At 71.2% G+C, this 14,705-nt stretch carries 13 protein-coding genes; 6 read left to right on the plus strand and 7 right to left on the minus strand.

The features are described from left to right. Positions 1-114 precede the first annotated feature (114 nt). Positions 115-888: a hypothetical protein gene (locus AB0D57_RS08250; RefSeq protein ID WP_362068648.1), complete on the minus strand. Its 774-nt coding sequence runs from the start codon at positions 886-888 to the stop codon at positions 115-117. A 538-nt stretch (positions 889-1,426) separates the two neighbouring features. Between AB0D57_RS08250 and AB0D57_RS08255 the strand changes: the two genes are divergently transcribed. Beyond that, on the plus strand, positions 1,427-2,113 hold the full coding sequence (locus AB0D57_RS08255) for a transglycosylase family protein (protein ID WP_362068651.1): 687 nt from the start codon (positions 1,427-1,429) through the stop codon (positions 2,111-2,113). A gap of 118 nt (positions 2,114-2,231) precedes the next feature. After that, complete coding sequence (locus AB0D57_RS08260) at positions 2,232-2,870, plus strand: transglycosylase family protein (protein ID WP_362068654.1); 639 nt, start codon at positions 2,232-2,234, stop codon at positions 2,868-2,870. Here the strand turns inward: AB0D57_RS08260 and AB0D57_RS08265 are convergent. From AB0D57_RS08265 to AB0D57_RS08275, 3 genes are read right to left on the minus strand one after another with little or no spacing between them, the layout of a single operon-like run. After that, positions 2,776-3,486 carry an ATP-binding cassette domain-containing protein gene (locus tag AB0D57_RS08265; RefSeq protein ID WP_362068657.1) on the minus strand — a complete coding sequence of 237 codons (711 nt, stop codon included), beginning with the start codon at positions 3,484-3,486 and terminating at the stop codon, positions 2,776-2,778. The two genes, AB0D57_RS08260 and AB0D57_RS08265, sit on opposite strands and share 95 nt — an antisense overlap. After that, entirely contained in the window at positions 3,483-6,359 is a 2,877-nt protein-coding gene (locus AB0D57_RS08270) for an ATP-binding cassette domain-containing protein (RefSeq protein WP_362068660.1), read from the minus strand. The genes AB0D57_RS08265 and AB0D57_RS08270 overlap by 4 nt, the downstream gene beginning before the upstream one ends. Then, on the minus strand, positions 6,359-6,829 hold the full coding sequence (locus AB0D57_RS08275) for a hypothetical protein (protein ID WP_362068663.1): 471 nt from the start codon (positions 6,827-6,829) through the stop codon (positions 6,359-6,361). The genes AB0D57_RS08270 and AB0D57_RS08275 overlap by 1 nt, the downstream gene beginning before the upstream one ends. Before the next feature lie 122 nt (positions 6,830-6,951). Here AB0D57_RS08275 and AB0D57_RS08280 point away from each other — a divergent pair, with 122 nt between their 5' ends. From AB0D57_RS08280 to AB0D57_RS08290, 3 genes are all read left to right on the plus strand, one after another. Further along, positions 6,952-7,497 carry a hypothetical protein gene (locus AB0D57_RS08280; protein WP_362068666.1) on the plus strand — a complete coding sequence of 182 codons (546 nt, stop codon included), beginning with the start codon at positions 6,952-6,954 and terminating at the stop codon, positions 7,495-7,497. Then, complete coding sequence (locus tag AB0D57_RS08285) at positions 7,472-8,755, plus strand: ABC transporter substrate-binding protein (RefSeq protein ID WP_362068669.1); 1,284 nt, start codon at positions 7,472-7,474, stop codon at positions 8,753-8,755. Before AB0D57_RS08280 ends, AB0D57_RS08285 begins: the two co-directional genes overlap by 26 nt. 65 nt (positions 8,756-8,820) lie before the next feature. Next, entirely contained in the window at positions 8,821-9,858 is a 1,038-nt protein-coding gene (locus AB0D57_RS08290; protein WP_362068672.1) for a YafY family protein, read from the plus strand. Here AB0D57_RS08290 and ctaD read toward each other — a convergent pair. Continuing rightward, on the minus strand, positions 9,740-11,431 hold the full coding sequence (ctaD, locus tag AB0D57_RS08295) for a cytochrome c oxidase subunit I (protein ID WP_362068675.1): 1,692 nt from the start codon (positions 11,429-11,431) through the stop codon (positions 9,740-9,742). The genes AB0D57_RS08290 and ctaD overlap by 119 nt on opposite strands. 421 nt (positions 11,432-11,852) lie before the next feature. Here ctaD and AB0D57_RS08300 point away from each other — a divergent pair, with 421 nt between their 5' ends. After that, positions 11,853-12,068 (plus strand): I78 family peptidase inhibitor, encoded by a 216-nt coding sequence (locus tag AB0D57_RS08300; protein ID WP_362068678.1) that lies wholly within the window; start codon positions 11,853-11,855, stop codon positions 12,066-12,068. Positions 12,069-12,170: 102 nt separating this feature from the next. Here AB0D57_RS08300 and AB0D57_RS08305 read toward each other — a convergent pair whose 3' ends face one another. Both AB0D57_RS08305 and AB0D57_RS08310 read right to left on the minus strand, forming a co-directional pair. Continuing rightward, positions 12,171-13,211, minus strand: a complete 1,041-nt coding sequence (locus AB0D57_RS08305; RefSeq protein WP_362068681.1) for a phosphatase PAP2 family protein — start codon at positions 13,209-13,211, stop codon at positions 12,171-12,173. A gap of 251 nt (positions 13,212-13,462) precedes the next feature. Continuing rightward, positions 13,463-14,632 (minus strand): glycosyltransferase family 39 protein, encoded by a 1,170-nt coding sequence (locus tag AB0D57_RS08310; RefSeq protein ID WP_362068684.1) that lies wholly within the window; start codon positions 14,630-14,632, stop codon positions 13,463-13,465. Between the last annotated feature and the right edge of the window lie 73 nt (positions 14,633-14,705).

Here is a 14,705-nt window from a genome sequence, read left to right on the forward strand (position 1 = left end):
TACGTGCCAACGACCCCACCGCCCAACAGATGCGGCCATCCCCCTGCTTTCGCAGGCCACCCGGAGCACGTCGGGCCCCGATCGCGCATCACCCGGCCCAGCCCGGCACAGCGCTCACGTGCCGGCGAGCGGCATGGCCGCCGCCACCAGCTTGCCGTTGGCCGCCGCCTTGTCCAGCGCGTCGCGCAGCAGGTCCTCGCGGGGCTGGCGGCCGATCGAGCCGACCGGGGCCGCGAACAGCAGTACCTGCTGGTGCTTGTTGGCGGCCGCCCGCCAGCTGTCGGCGACCTGGAGCGCCTGGTGCGCCTGCCACCAGGCGACGGGCGAGCCGCCGCCGGTGCCCGGCTGCAGCACCGCGTGCAGCTGGCCCATGGCGAGCAGCACGGACCAGCCGTGCAGCACGGGCGGCACCGAGTTCAGCTCGGTCAGCGGCATGAAGCCCTGCTCGATCAGGAGGGGCAGGAAGTCGTCGCCGATGTCCGTCGAGCCGGGGCGCACGATGGGGCCGGTCGGCTCGACGACGAGCGCCGGGTGCAATTCGCCGCTGATCAGGACGAGTCCGCTGGTGACGCCGAGCACGGCCTGCTCGGGGACGGCCGCGGCCGGTGCACCGTCGGCGTTGATGGAGCGGACGGCGCCCTGGAGTTGCTCCTCGGTGACCTCGACCACCTGTGAGGGCAGACAGGTGGCGTGGGCGAAGGCGAGGACGGCGGTCTCGTCGCCGATGAACAGGACGGTGCTGGTGCGCTCCTGTTGCGAGTCGCCCGGGGTGCGGCAGGACGTGCAGTCGTAACTGCCCGGGGCGTTCTCTCCGGCGAGCAGCCGGTCGGCTTCTTCGTCGCCGATCTCGGCGCGTACGTCGTCGCTGACGTCGAGCATGCGCGGCACGGGTGGCTCCTCGGGATGCGGTGCGTGGCGATGCCGGGTGGCTCCCGGCCCATGAAGCCGGGGGCCCCGGCTCATGAAGATGACAACGGGCGATCTGTGGCCGGAGTCACGCTCGGGGGCGAACGGAATCGAACCATCCGGCGCGCAGGGTGAGGCCACGTGCGGAATCCGTTACTCCACGCCAACTTCTGTGAGCTCCCGGGAAGTTGAACCGGTGAGGTGAGTCACAGATCGTCGAAGTGGCTGGTCGACAAATCCGGAAATCGGCTGATGAAGTGGCTGGCCGAAAATCGACGATACCCGCGGTAACCACGAACTGGCCTCGAATGACAAGGAGTTGGTTGATATCGGGGCGGCGCGCTCCCTAGATTCTCGGCCGTGTGCAACGAGCACCGCTCGGGAACGTCCGCCGGCCGAACCGCACAGCAGGTTCGCAGCATCACCTCCGGCGGACGGGGCGGCGCACGACGACCGCGTCCTACGCGCAGGAAGCCGTGCCCCGCCTTGGGGGACCCCGGGTGTTTCGAGAGGGAACTACATGTCCGCATGTGCCGACAACACTCGTAAGGTTCGTACGACGCGTACGACGGCGGTTCTTGCCGGGGCGGCTCTGCTCGCCCCGCTCGGACTGCTCGCCGCGACCGGCAACGCCGCCGCGGCCGACAGCGGAGTGTGGGACCGCATCGCCCAGTGCGAGAGCGGCGGAAACTGGCACATCAACACCGGCAACGGCTACTACGGAGGACTGCAGTTCTCCGCCGGCACCTGGAACGCCTACGGCGGCACGGCCTACGCGTCGACCGCCGACAAGGCCTCCAAGGACGCGCAGATAGCCGTCGCCACCAAGGTCCAGCGTGCGCAGGGATGGGGCGCCTGGCCCACCTGTTCGGCGCGGGCCGGAGCGTACGGAAGCGCTCCGGCGTCCTCGGGCGCCGAGTCGACCGGTGGGTCGGCCGCCACGAAGTCGACACCGAAGTCGACCTCACCCAAGTCGGCTCCTTCGAAGTCGACACCTGAGCCGGCTCCGTCGAAGGCGCCGGCACGCGCCTCCGGTCACACGAACCGTGACGTGTCCCGTGGCGACTACACCGTCCGTGGCGGCGACACCCTGAGCGGCATCGCGGCGCGGCACGGAACCACCTGGCGAGAGATCTACACCGCCAACCGGGCGGTCATCGGCGGTGATCCCGACCTGATCGTGCCCGGGCAGCGGCTCGACCTCTGAGTCCGGCTCCCCCCAGCCCCTGGGTACGGGCCCTGCCCGGTCGTCCGACCGGGTGGGGCCCCGGGCGGGCCGGGCGCGGCTCGACGGGCGGACGAGGCGCGCTGCTTAGCGTGGACCGATGTACCCCGTGTCGAACAAGCGCAGTTGGTATGCGGCCGTGGTCGCCGCCACCGTCCTGGCCGTCCTCGTTCCGTCGGGGGCGGCCGCAGCGCCCCCGCCGCCGCTGCCCGGCCCGCCGACCGTGCGGGTGTCGTACGACTGCGCGAAGGACGAGTGGCCCTGGGGCTGTCTCGCCGAGTGCGAGAGCGGCGGAAACTGGCACATCAACACCGGGAACGGCTTCTACGGTGGGCTGCAGTTCTGGCAGCCCACTTGGGAGAGGTTCGGCGGCCTGGCGTACGCCCCGCGCGCGGATCTCGCCTCGCGCGCGGAGCAGATCAAGGTCGCTCAGGAGGTGGTGGCCGTCCAGGGGTGGGAGGCCTGGCCCGTCTGTGCCAAGAGGTACAACTTGAAGGGCCGCATGTATGCGGTGAAGTCCGGTGAGACGCTGACGTCGATCGCCCGCAAATATCAGGTCAAGGGCGGCTGGAAGGCGCTCTACGAGGCCAACAAGAAGATCATCGGATCAAGTCCGGACCGGCTGAACACGGGCACGCTGCTCGTCATCCCGAAGGGTTCGGGCGGTTCTCGGTCCTCGGACCGCTTGTTGTTCGGGCCGCCGCTGTCTCGTGCGTCAGTTCGGCCGCCTCTCCGCTGAACACGACCGCGCCACGGCGCAGTTCATGGACGTACGTCGTCCGGACCGCCCGCGCGCGCAGACCGGGCGGCAATCGCTGTTCGGCGAGCACCACGCAGGCGTCGAGGCCACTCAGAAGGGTGTACGTGCGGGCCGCGACCGCCGGCGACATGCCCTGCGCGGGCTCGTCGACGAGCACCACGCGCGCGCGTGCCAGCAAGACACGGGAGAGGGCGAGCATGCGCTGCTCGCCGCCGGAGAGGGTGCCGGCCCGGCGCGGGAGGAGGGGCTCCAGCGACGGGTAGGCGTCGAGGGCGGGAGCGAGGTCGGCCGCGGCCAGCTCCAGGTTCTCGCGGACGGTGAGCGAGCCGAAGACGGCCCGGCGCTCCGGGACGAGGCACAAGCCGCGCCGAGCCCGTTCGTACGCGGGCAGCCGGGTCACGTCCGTGCCGTCCCAGACGACGGTGCCGCCGGACAGCGCCACGGCGCCCGCGAGGGCGCGCAGCGCGGTCGTACGGCCCGAGCCGTTGCGGCCGAGCAGCACGGTGAGGCCGGGGCCCGGCGCGACGAGGGTCACGCCGTGCAGGGCTTCCAGGGGGCCGTAGCGCACGCGCGCGTGGCGCAGGGCGATGGTCATCCGTCGGGCCTCGTCTCAAGGGCATGGAGTACGCGGTCGGCGGGGCCGGAGATGACGATGCGTCCGGCGGCCATGACATGGACGACACCGGCCAGGTCGGCGACCAGGTCGAGGTCGTGCTCGACGACGAGCAGGGCCGTGCCGTCCGCGGCGAGGGCCCGCAACACGCGGGCGAGCGCGGTTATTTCGGCGGTGTCCAGACCCGCGGCGGGCTCGTCGAGCAGCAGCACGCGCGGACTTCCCGCGAGCGCTCGCGCCAGTTCGACCCGGCGCAGTGTCCCCGTCGGCAGGCCCGCCGCGGGCAGTGACCGCACCGGTCCGTCGAGCCCGAACAGCCGCAACGCCCGCTCCACGGCCGCCGGATCGGCGACGCGGCCCTGCTCGGCGCCTACCTGCACGTTCTCGGTCACGGTCAACGAGGGGAAAACAGCCAGTTGTTGGAAGGTCCGTGCGATGCCGAGCCGTGTGCGGGCGTGTGCGGCCAGCCGGGTGATGTCCCGCTCGCCGAGGGCCACTCGCCCCTGGTCCGGCCGCACGGTCCCGGCGAGACAGTGGAAGAGGGTGCTCTTGCCGGCGCCGTTGGGGCCCACGACTGCGGTGACGCGGCCGGGCCGGACCTCGAGATCGACCCCGTCGAGGGCGGTGAAGCCGCCGTAGGTGACGCGCAGTCGGCGGGCGCACAGGGTTTGGGGGGCGGTGGGTGCCGACGGGGCACGCGAGGGGCGGCGCCCGCTGACACCCGGCCGTGCGGTGGAGTCCGGTGACGTGGTGGTGCGTGGTCGTCCGGTGCCGGGCGGTGGTGTGGTGGCGCCCAGTGACGCCGCGTCGGGTCGCGGGACCATGCCGCTCGGGCGGTCGGGCTGGTGCGATGGGGGGCGGCCTGCTCGTGGCCGGGGTGTCCCCGGGCGCCGTTGCCCCGGAACATCCGGCGTACCGTCGCTCCCGTCCGGCGTGCCGCCGTTTCCGCCGGGCAGTGCCGTGGCCCCCGCCGGGACGGGCTTTCCGGGACTTTTCGCCGCCGGCGGCCGCAGCCCGCGTCGCACGCGCGCCCCCAGCGGAGTCAGGCTCGCCCGGCGGCCCGTCCGCAGCCGGGAACCCGCTGTACGCAGCGCCTCGTACGGGCCGCCGGGGAAGCGGCCGACGAGGACGGCCAGGATTCCGATCAGAGCCGCCGCCACCCCGCCGCGCGCCCCCGCGTCGAGCCCCACCAGCAACGCCGCGGCGGCCAGGGCGCCGAGCACGTTGTCGGCACCCAGAACCACGACCGCCGCGAACCACAGCAGCCCACGGACCGGGTCGTACGCCGTCGCGTCGAAGGCACGCAGGCCCATGCCGAGCATGCCGCCGCCGAGCGCGGCCAGCGCGGCGCCCGCGACGAACGCCGTGAGTTTCACGGTCGGAACGCGGACGCCCGCTGCCGACGCGCCCGATTCGTGGTCGCGCATCGCTGCCAGGGCCCGGCCCGTGCGGCCGCGGCGCAGGACATGGGCCGCCGACAACGCCACCGCCAGCAGGACCAGTTCCAGGACGTAGTACGCGCGGTCGCCGTCGAAGCCGGTCGGGCGGTCGAGGGACAGGCCCGACGTCGCGTACGGCTGGGCGAAGACGAAACGGCTCACCCCCACGCCCACCGCGAAGGTGGCGAGCGCGAGTGCCAGTCCGTGGCGGCTGATGGCCGGCCAGCCGGTCAGGACGCCGAGTGGCGCGACCAGGACCACGGCGACCGCCAGCGCGGCCAGTTCCGGGAGCCGCGGCAGGCCGGGGAAGCGGCCGGCCGCCAGCAGCGCGGTGAAGAGGGCGCCCAGACCCGCGTACGCCGCCTGCCCGAGCGAGATCTGGCCGCCGCGGCCCGTGACGACGACCAGGGACAGCAGCACCACGCCCAGCGCCGGCACCTGCACCGACGTATGCAGGTCCGAACCCGCGAGGCCGAGCGGCAGCAGGAACAGGACGACCGCCACGGCCCACGCGCCCGGTGGTGTGGCCACGCGGGCCGTCGCGGTGCGCGGCAGCGCGTCGCGGTCGCCGAGGCCCGGCAGGACGAGGGCCGCGATCAGCAGAGCGACCACGAACAGGTTGGCGCCGACGGCCTGGAGCAGTGGTTCGGCCCGGCCCGACGGATGCAGTCGCGTCAACTGGCTCTGCGCGACCCCGAGGCCCAGCGCCACCACGACGGCCACCGGAAGGCTGCGCATCCGGGCGGCCACCGCGACCGCCAGCACCTCCATGACGAGCAACGGCATGCCGTACGGGTCGAGCCGTACGTACGGGGCGAGGAGCACGCCCGTCAGGCCCGCCGTGAACGAGCCGAACGCCCAGCCCGCCGCGGCCACCCGGTCCGCGTCGACGCCGCAGAGCACGGCCAGTGAGCGGTCGTCGACGACGGCCCGCAGCTCCCGGCCGAAACGTGTCCACCGCGTTACGGCCCCGACCCCCACCGCCAGCGCTACGGCCACCGCCAACTGCCCCCACGGATCCGCCGACACCAGCGTCGGCGCGTCCGCGCGCGCTCCCGTGCCCCACACCAGCGCGGCCCCGCCGACCAGCAGCACGAAGACCCCGATGGACGCCACGAGGGTCTGCGCCGGGTCGCCGCCCCGGACGGACAGGGGCCGGAAGACGAGGCGTTCCAGGGCCACGCCGATCGCCGGAGCCACCAGGAGCAGCGTCACCGCCGCGCCGAGCTCGAGCGGCCAGCCCCACTCCACCGTGAAATGGCGCAGCAGATACGCGCATACCATGGCGATCGCGCCATGCGCGAAGTTGAGCACCCCGGTCGCCCGGTGGGTGAAGATCAGTCCGATCCCGGTGAGCGCCGCGGCGCCGCCGACCGAGAGCCCGGCCAGGGTGAGGTCGTACGTCAGGGAACTCATCACCGCTCCGCTGCGGGCGGCTCACAGATCGGGCACGGGCCCAGTTCCCCGCCCGCCAGGACCCGCGAGTCCACCGGCAGGGCCTCCGGTTTCCCGGCGACCAGCGGACAGTCCGCGCGGTGCCACAGTGTGCCGCCCGGCACCATCAGCAACTCGCCGCTGACGGCGACCGGCTCGGTCCGCTCCGACTCCTGTGCGTCGACGGGCTCGGCGGCCACGAGCAGCCCGTACAACTCCTCGACGCGTGCCGCCGCGCGTGCGTTCCTGCCGTGCGTGAGCAGCACCGCGCCCGCGATGATCAGCGCTGCCCCGGGGACCGTGCAGGACGCGAGATACGGCAACTGCCGTTCCGCGTACCGCTCGCCCGAGACGCCGTACCAGCCGATGACGCACAACACCGCCCCGGCGGCGAGGGCCGCCCAGCCGGCCCACAGAACGGGGTGCACAGTCCGCAGTCGCGCTGTCCGCATCGGGGCTCCCGGACGTCGTGTGTCTGTCCATGCCGGCCAATGGACTGCACTATGCCTTCTGGAAGCTGACCCTGAAAGCACCGGGCGCAACCGGCCCGGACCGACACCCGGTGGTGAGCCAGATGGTTCTCGGGAGCGATCTCAGGCGGGCGAACGGCCGGGGGGCGGCGGCGTTGGTCGTCGTCCTGGCGGCGGCCCTCACGGCGTGCAGCGACGACAGCGGCGGTGGCAGTACGACGCCGCCCACGCCCTCCGTGGAGCAGTCCAGCAGCGCGCCGCCCAGCCCGACGGCGACGGTGACGGCCCCGGCGGATCCGGCGGCGGCCGAGAAGGAAGTCAGGCAGAACTGGGAGAAGTTCTTCGACCCGGCCGTCTCCCTGAAGGACAAGCAGGCCGTCCTGGAGAACGGCGCCAGGATGAGCGAGGTGCTGCAGGGCTTCAGCGGTGACGAGCGGGGCCGGCAGGTGCAGTCCCAGGTCCAGAAGGTCCAGTTCACCTCGCCGACCGACGCGGAGGTGACGTATGCGCTGCTCCTGAAGGGCGCCACCGCCCTGCCGGGTGCCGCCGGTACGGCCGTCGAGCAGGACGGCACCTGGAAGGTCTCCGTCAACACACTGTGCGCGCTGGTGCAGTTGAGCGGCAATGAGTCGCCGGGCCCCGGCTGTTGAGTCGGCCGCCGTGGGCCTGCTGCTCCTGCTCGGCACGGCCTGCGGCAGCCGCCTCCCGGAGAGCGACTTCGCGCACCGGTCCACTCCCGCCCCGCAGGGCACCGCCCCGCTCCGCGTCGGCATCATCACCAGCGCCACCAGCCCCGTCGGCGGCTCCGCTTTCACCGGCCCGCGTGACGGGGCGAAGGCCTATTTCGACCGCCTGAACACGCGCGGCGGCATCGGCGGCCGCCCGGTCGAGGTGCGCGTCTGCGACGACGGCGGCAGCGGCGTCGGCAACAACGCGTGCGTGCACCGGCTGATCGACGAGGACAAGGTCGTCGCGCTCGTCGCCACCACCGCCCTCGACTACGCGGGCGCCTCCCGGGTGTCCCACGCGCGCGTGCCCGACATCGGCGGCCAGCCCATCGGTGCGGCGTACGACACCTATCCGCACCTCTACGGGATCTACGGCAGCCTCGCGCCCCGCAGCGGGACGCCGGGCTGGGGCGGGAAGCTGTACGGCGGCACGGAGGTCTACCGCTACTTCCAGCGCGCACAGGGCGCCCGTACGGCCGCCGTGGTCTCCTACAACCAGTCCGCGTCGGCCGCGTACGCCCGGCTCGTCACCCAGGGCCTGAAGGCCGAGGGCTACAAGGTGGTCGCCGAACAGGTCGACTTCGCGCTGCCCAACTTCCGTGCCGCCGCGGCCGATCTGAAGGAACAGGGTGCCGACCTCGTCTTCGACGCCATCGACACCCACGGCAACGCCCAGTTGTGCGAGGCGATGGACGACGTCGGCGCCGACGTCATCGCCAAGGTCACCAATGTGCAGAATTGGACATCCACCGTCCCGGAGGACTACAAAGACGCGCCGCGCTGCCGCAACGCCCTGTGGGCGACCGGGTCAAGCCGCAACTACGAGGACACGGACAACGCCGCCGTACGGGAGTTCCGCGACGCGACCAAGGGCCTGAAGACGCATTCCCAGTGGCAGCTGGAGGGCTGGGCGGCCGCCATGTGGTTCACGGACGCGGCGAAGTCCTGTGCGGGGACGGGCGTCACGCGCGCGTGCGTCGACTCCTTCATGAACCGCGGCGAGCCGTACACCGCGGGCGGCCTGCTGATCCCCGTGTCCTACGAGCATCTGCCCGAGCCTCCGAGGACCCGCAGGACATGCGTCTCGGTGGCCCGCTGGGAGGACGGCCGGGGCTGGGTCTCCCAGGGCGACATGAACAGCGACTGCTTCGACGTGCGGCAACTGTCCTACGAGCCCTGATGTGCGCAAGCCGACCGGGCCCTTGCGGACAGTCGCTGTCCGCAAGGGCTGGCAGACTCGCAGCCATGTTGGAGACATCGGCACGACTGCTGCGCCTGCTGTCGCTGCTGCAGGCCCACCGCGAATGGTCCGGCGCCGACCTGGCGGACCGCCTCGGTGTCACGCCCCGCACCGTGCGCCGCGATGTGGACCGGCTGCGGGAGCTGGGCTATCCGGTCAACGCCAGCCCCGGCACGGGAGGCGGCTATCAGCTCGGTGCGGGGGCCGAGCTGCCGCCGCTGCTCCTGGACGACGACGAGGCGGTCGCCGTGGCGGTCGGGCTGCGCACGGCCGCCGGGCAGGGCATCGAAGGCATCGGCGAGAGCTCCGTACGCGCCCTCGCCAAGCTCGAGCAGGTGCTGCCGGGCAGGCTGCGTCGCCGCGTGGGGGCCCTCAACGCCTTCACCGTGCCGATGCTGCGCGGCGCGCAGCCCTCCGCCGTCGACCCGGGCGTGCTCACCGAACTGGCGGGCGTCTGCCGTGACACGGAGCGGCTGCGCTTCGAGTACCGCGACCATGACGGCTCCCCGTCCCGCCGCACCGTCGAACCGCACCGCCTGGTGTGCACCGAGCGCCGCTGGTACCTGGTCGCCTGGGACATCGACCGCGAGGACTGGCGCACCTTCCGGGTGGACCGCATCACGCCCAGGCCGCCGCACGGGCCCCGCTTCACGCCCCGTACGCCACCGGCCGAGGATCTCGCGGCGTATGTCTCCAAAGGCGTCTCCACGCGCGCGTACGCCGTGCACGGGGTCGTCCGGCTGTTCGTGCCCATGGCGGAGGCGGCGGAGCGGATCTCGCCCTCGGCGGGGGTCCTCGAAGCGGAGACCTCCGAGAGCTGTGTGCTGCGCACGGGCGCGGCGAGCCTCGACGTGATGGTGATTCACGTGATGATGATGGGCTTCGAGTTCGAGGTGCTCGTACCGGAGGATGCCACCGAGACGATCAGGACGGCCCGGGACCTGCTGTCCCGGGCGCTGGAGCGGACTTCGCAGGGGCCGCCGCGAACCCGGGGTGATGCAGGTCGAACGCCGGGGACTCGGAGCGGACCCGGGGCAGCGTGACGAAGTTGTGCCGGGGCGGAGGACACGAGGTCGCCCACTCCAGGGAGCGTCCGAAGCCCCAGGGGTCGTCGACCTCGACCTTCGTGCCGTACTTCGACGTCTTCCAGACGTTGTAGAGGAACGGCAGCGTCGAGATGCCCAGCAGGAAGGCGCCGATCGTGGAGACGGTGTTGAGCGCCGTGAAGCCGTCGGCGGCCAGATAGTCGGAGTACCGGCGCGGCATGCCCTCGGCACCCAGCCAGTGCTGCACCAGGAACGTGATGTGGAAGCCGACGAAGAGCGTCCAAAAGTGGATCTTGCCGAGCCGTTCGTCGAGCAGCTTGCCGGTGAACTTGGGCCACCAGAAGTAGAAGCCGGCGAAGGTCGCGAAGGCGACGGTGCCGAAGACGACGTAGTGGAAGTGGGCGACCACGAAGTACGAGTCGGTGACCTGGAAGTCCATCGGAGGCGAGGCCAGGATCACCCCGGTCAGACCGCCCAACAGGAACGACACCAGAAAGCCGACGGCCCACAGCATGGGCGTCTCGAAGGAGAGCGAGCCCTTGTACATGGTGCCGGACCAGTTGAAGAACTTCACGCCCGTGGGCACCGCGATCAGGAACGACAAGAACGAGAAGTACGGCAGCAGCACCGCGCCCGTCGCGAACATGTGGTGCGCCCACACGACGATCGACAGACCGGTGATGGCCATCGTCGCGCCGACCAGCGTCAGATAACCGAAGACCGGCTTCCGGCTGAAGACCGGGAGGATCTCCGTGATGATTCCGAAGAACGGCAGCGCGATGATGTAGACCTCGGGATGCCCGAAGAACCAGAACAGGTGCTGCCACAGCAGCGCACCGCCGTTGGTCGCGTCGAACACCACCGATCCGAACCGCCGGTCCGACTCGAGGACCAGCAGCGTTGCCGCGAGCACCGGGAACGCGAAGAGGATGAGCATCGAGGTGAAGAGGGTGTTCCAGGTGAAGATCGGCAGCCGGAACATCGTCATGCCGGGGGCGCGCATCCCGATGATGGTCGTGATGAAGTTGACCGCGCCGAGGATCGTGCCGAAGCCGGCCAGCGCAAGGCCCATGATCCACATGTCGGCGCCGATGCCGGGTGAGCGCTCCAGGCTGTTGAGCGGCGCGTAGGCGAACCAGCCGAAGGCGGCGGGGCCGCCGGGCACCAGCAGCGAGCCGAGGACGATCAGGCCGCCGAAGAGGAACAGCCAGTACGAGAGCATGTTCAGCCGCGGGAAGGCCACGTCCGGGGAGCCGATCTGCAGCGGCATGATCTCGTTGGCGAACCCGGCGAAGGTCGGGGTCGCGAAAAGCAGCAGCATGATCGTGCCGTGCATCGTGAACAGCTGGTTGAACTGGTTGTTGTCCATGATCTGCAGGCCGGGCCGGGCGAGCTCGGCGCGCATCAGCAGCGCCATCACGCCACCGATCAGGAAGAAGGCGAACGACGTGATCAGGTAGAGGTGGCCGATCTTCTTGTGGTCGGTGGTGGTGAGCCAGTCCACGACCAGTCGTCCCGGCCGCCCCGTGCGTACGGGTCGCGCCGTCGCCTGCGCGGTGTCCGTCCCCATTGCTTCGCCCCTTCGCCCCTTCGCCGTCGCGCCGTGGGCCTGCCCGAAGCTCACGCCACGATGTGCGCGTTGCCCCGTGCTCCGACAGAGGGTGTGCGGGGGTTCTGTGCGGGAACCGTGCATTTCCTATGCGGTGTCGGCTTCAGCGACATGCCCCGAATCGGAATGGATTGCTTGGGAAACGCATCGCCGTACGACGGTCTCCGCACTTTCCATCGGTTTATTCAGGACGGCGTCAAGATAGTCCCGAATTACGTTCGAAGGAGTGCGTGACACGTACAGAACCCCTCGTACGTGTGACGGAGTTCGGCCGACACGCGTGTCGTGATCCTGTGACAGAAGTGTGACCGGAGAGGGACCGGTGACGAAGGGGACGGGGCAGGGCTTCCCCGCCCGCGGCGGGCCGCCTAACGTGGCGGTCATGGCACCCATTCCCACCCCTCCCGCAGAGCCCGAGGACAGTCCTGAGAGTTATGTCGGACTGGAGGCGAGGAGCGCCGAGAACCGTGCCCGGGAGCACGGCTGGTCCTCGGTGCGCTCGCTGCCGCCCGGCGCGATCATCACCATGGAGTACCGCGTGGGGCGGCTGAATTTCGAGGTCGCCGGCGGCCGGGTGGCCCGTTGCTGGAAGGGCTGACGGCGCGGCCTGCGGCATGCGCGAAGGCCCCCTGCTCCTGTGGGAGCCGGGGGCCTTCGTCGTGCGGGGCGGTGGGTGCGTACCGGCCCGCTGACCTGCGTCTCAGCCGCCTGCCAGGGGTCGCGCCGAAGTTGTGGTGGTGGTGCGCGGCGTGCGGTCCGAGTGCGGCGGGCGGCGGCTGCCGACCGGGGTGACCGGGGTGCGCTCCGAGCGGGCCGTGTGCGGCCCGGGGGCCAGGTAGACGGGCGCTCGGGGCGAGCGGGCGGCGGCCGCCGCCTCGTGCGCGGGAACCTCCTCCTCCGCGACGGTGGACTGCTTGACCAGGACGGGTGTGCTCACCGGAGCGTGGGCCGGAGGGGCGGCCGGGGCGGGTGCCCCGAGGCCGCGACGGGCGCGCCAGGTGTCGCGCAGCGTGAAGATCCCGGCCTCGGCACGGGCGATCAGCGGCTCGCACCAGGGCAGCGCCAGCAGGATCAGCAGACCCGCGGCCCAGCCCAGCACCACGTCACTCAACCAGTGTGTACCGAGGTAGACGGTGGTGAGGCCGACGCCGAGCGAGGTCACGGCGGACAGGGCGGAGAGCCAGCGCCTGGCCCGCGGGGTCGAGGCCAGATAGGCCAGGATGCCCCAGGTCACGACGGCATTCGCGGTGTGGCCCGAGGGAAATATATCGCCGCCCAGACCCATCTCGTTCGAGCCGATGGTGATGGCGTAGTGCGGGCCGAGACGGCCCATGCCGAGCTTGGCGGCGCCGACCGTGATGTTCAGCAGCAGGATGGAGGCACCCAGCGTGAGCAGAGGTCGCAGGGTGTGCTGCCGCCAGGCGCGCCAGCCCAGCCAGGCGGCGACCATCACCGCGGTGGGGCCGCGCTGGCCCAGCACCACGTAGTAGTCGAGGAACGCGTGGATCGACGGCCACTGCTGGTAAGGCCGGAAGAACATGACCTGCCAGTCCAACCGGACCAGCCACGACGTGATCGCCACGGCCCACACGATGGCCACGTAAAAGGCCAGGGTTGCTGCGAAGAGCACAACCCTGTGCCGGCTCATCTTCGGCACATCGATGTGGGCCGGCCGTTCCGGCTCACGGTCCAGCCGGGCGAAGACCCGGTCCAGACGGGTGAGGTTTCCTTCGGTACGCACTCAATCGACGTTACAGCGAGTGAGCTGTGTTCCAGGCCCAATCACTCGCTTTGTGATGACGATGTGATGTGGGATTCCTCTCAGGGCGATGTTTATTTCCAATGATTCTCTAATCTTCGGCGCGTGATCCCTTCAATTCCATTGATCGGTCGGAGGCTTCGGTTTTATCGCCCTTTTGAATTCGTTCACCGGGTCCTGGCGTGGAGTTTTCCGTCCGCTCACCGTCCGCTCACGGGGCACCGAGGAGTTGATCACGGCGGTCCCGAGCCGTTCAGCCAAAAGGCCCCGTAGACCGCCGAAGCCGCCGCCACGCCGCCGAGGATCAGCGCTGACCTGGACATACGCAGCCGGGCCAGGGCCAGTGCGAGGGGCAGCAGCAGAGGGAAGGCGGGCAGCAGGAGGCGCGGCTTCGAGCCGAAGTAGCCCGACGCGCACAGGGCGAGCGCGGTGACGATCCCCGCGTACACCACGAGGGGCAGCGGCTGCGCCTGCCGTACGCAGGTCACATACAGCCAGATCACCAGGGCGACCCCGACGATCAGCCCCACGCCGGCCAGGGCCGAGGGGAACGACGTGAACTTGGCGCCGACGAAGCGGGCGAAGGCGTATCCGCCGTCGAAGCCGTTGCCCCACTGCGCCTGGATGTCCAGATAGCCCAGCATCCCCTTTCCGGTGCGGTGGCCGACCCACAGGACGTAGCCGGCGGCGCCGAGTGGCGCGAGGAGCATGCCGAGGGCGCGTCGCCACACGGGGGCGCGGTCCGCGGGTGGCGCGCTCCGCTCCCGCACGAACGAGGCGATCGCTGTCACCCACACGGCCGCCACCACCGCGGCTCCCACCGGTCGGGTCAGCCCGGCGAGTGAGGCGAGTACACCCGCCGTGACCCAGCGGCCGGTCAGCACCGCGTAGAGCGACCAGGCGGCGAGCGCCGTGAACAAGGACTCGCTGTACGCCATCGACTGCACGATGCCGACGGGCAGCACCGCCCACACGAGCACGGCGCAGACGCCGACGCGGGGTCCGTACACCTGGTCCGCGACCGCGAAGATCCCCCAGGCCGCGGCGAGGGAGGCGAGCGTGCTGACCAGCAGGCCCGCATCGGCGTACGACAGCGGAGTGAGCGCCGAGACGAGCCGCTCCAGCCAGGGCAGCAGCGGGAAGAACGCGAGGTTCGAGTGCACGTCGCCGTTCGGCAGCCGGACCTCCCAGCCGTAGCCGAACTCGGCGACCCGGGTGTACCAGAGGGAGTCCCAGCGAGCCGTCAGCAACTGGTGGGCGCGCTTGTCGTTCGCCGCGCTCCACAGGGCGAGGACGATCAGGCCGAGGGCGCGGACGCCCACGTACCCGAGGAGGGCGGGCGCGGCGCGACGCAGGGCGCCCCCGCGGGGCGGCGTCACGACGGGCGTCTCAAGATCGGTCACGCGCTCGATTATCGACGGTGCACGGAACCGGCCGGTCACGCGGTGCGTGGTGGACCAGAGGAAGCGTGGCGCA

The sequence above is a fragment of the Streptomyces sp. NPDC048275 genome, from assembly GCF_040652275.1.
Taxonomy (GTDB): Bacteria; Actinomycetota; Actinomycetes; order Streptomycetales; family Streptomycetaceae; genus Streptomyces.

What these genes read in the sequence shown, in the direction of transcription:
- AB0D57_RS08265 (WP_362068657.1), bottom strand. Translation starts at nt 3,486, where the DNA reads ATGACCATCGCCCTGCGCCACGCGCGCGTGCGCTACGGCCCCCTGGAA.
- AB0D57_RS08290 (WP_362068672.1), top strand. Translation starts at nt 8,821, where the DNA reads ATGTTGGAGACATCGGCACGACTGCTGCGCCTGCTGTCGCTGCTGCAG.
- AB0D57_RS08280 (WP_362068666.1), top strand. Translation starts at nt 6,952, where the DNA reads ATGGTTCTCGGGAGCGATCTCAGGCGGGCGAACGGCCGGGGGGCGGCG.
- AB0D57_RS08260 (WP_362068654.1), top strand. Translation starts at nt 2,232, where the DNA reads ATGTACCCCGTGTCGAACAAGCGCAGTTGGTATGCGGCCGTGGTCGCC.
- AB0D57_RS08270 (WP_362068660.1), bottom strand. Translation starts at nt 6,359, where the DNA reads ATGAGTTCCCTGACGTACGACCTCACCCTGGCCGGGCTCTCGGTCGGC.
- AB0D57_RS08300 (WP_362068678.1), top strand. Translation starts at nt 11,853, where the DNA reads ATGGCACCCATTCCCACCCCTCCCGCAGAGCCCGAGGACAGTCCTGAG.
- ctaD (WP_362068675.1), bottom strand. Translation starts at nt 11,431, where the DNA reads ATGGGGACGGACACCGCGCAGGCGACGGCGCGACCCGTACGCACGGGG.
- AB0D57_RS08275 (WP_362068663.1), bottom strand. Translation starts at nt 6,829, where the DNA reads ATGCGGACAGCGCGACTGCGGACTGTGCACCCCGTTCTGTGGGCCGGC.
- AB0D57_RS08285 (WP_362068669.1), top strand. Translation starts at nt 7,472, where the DNA reads ATGAGTCGCCGGGCCCCGGCTGTTGAGTCGGCCGCCGTGGGCCTGCTG.
- AB0D57_RS08255 (WP_362068651.1), top strand. Translation starts at nt 1,427, where the DNA reads ATGTCCGCATGTGCCGACAACACTCGTAAGGTTCGTACGACGCGTACG.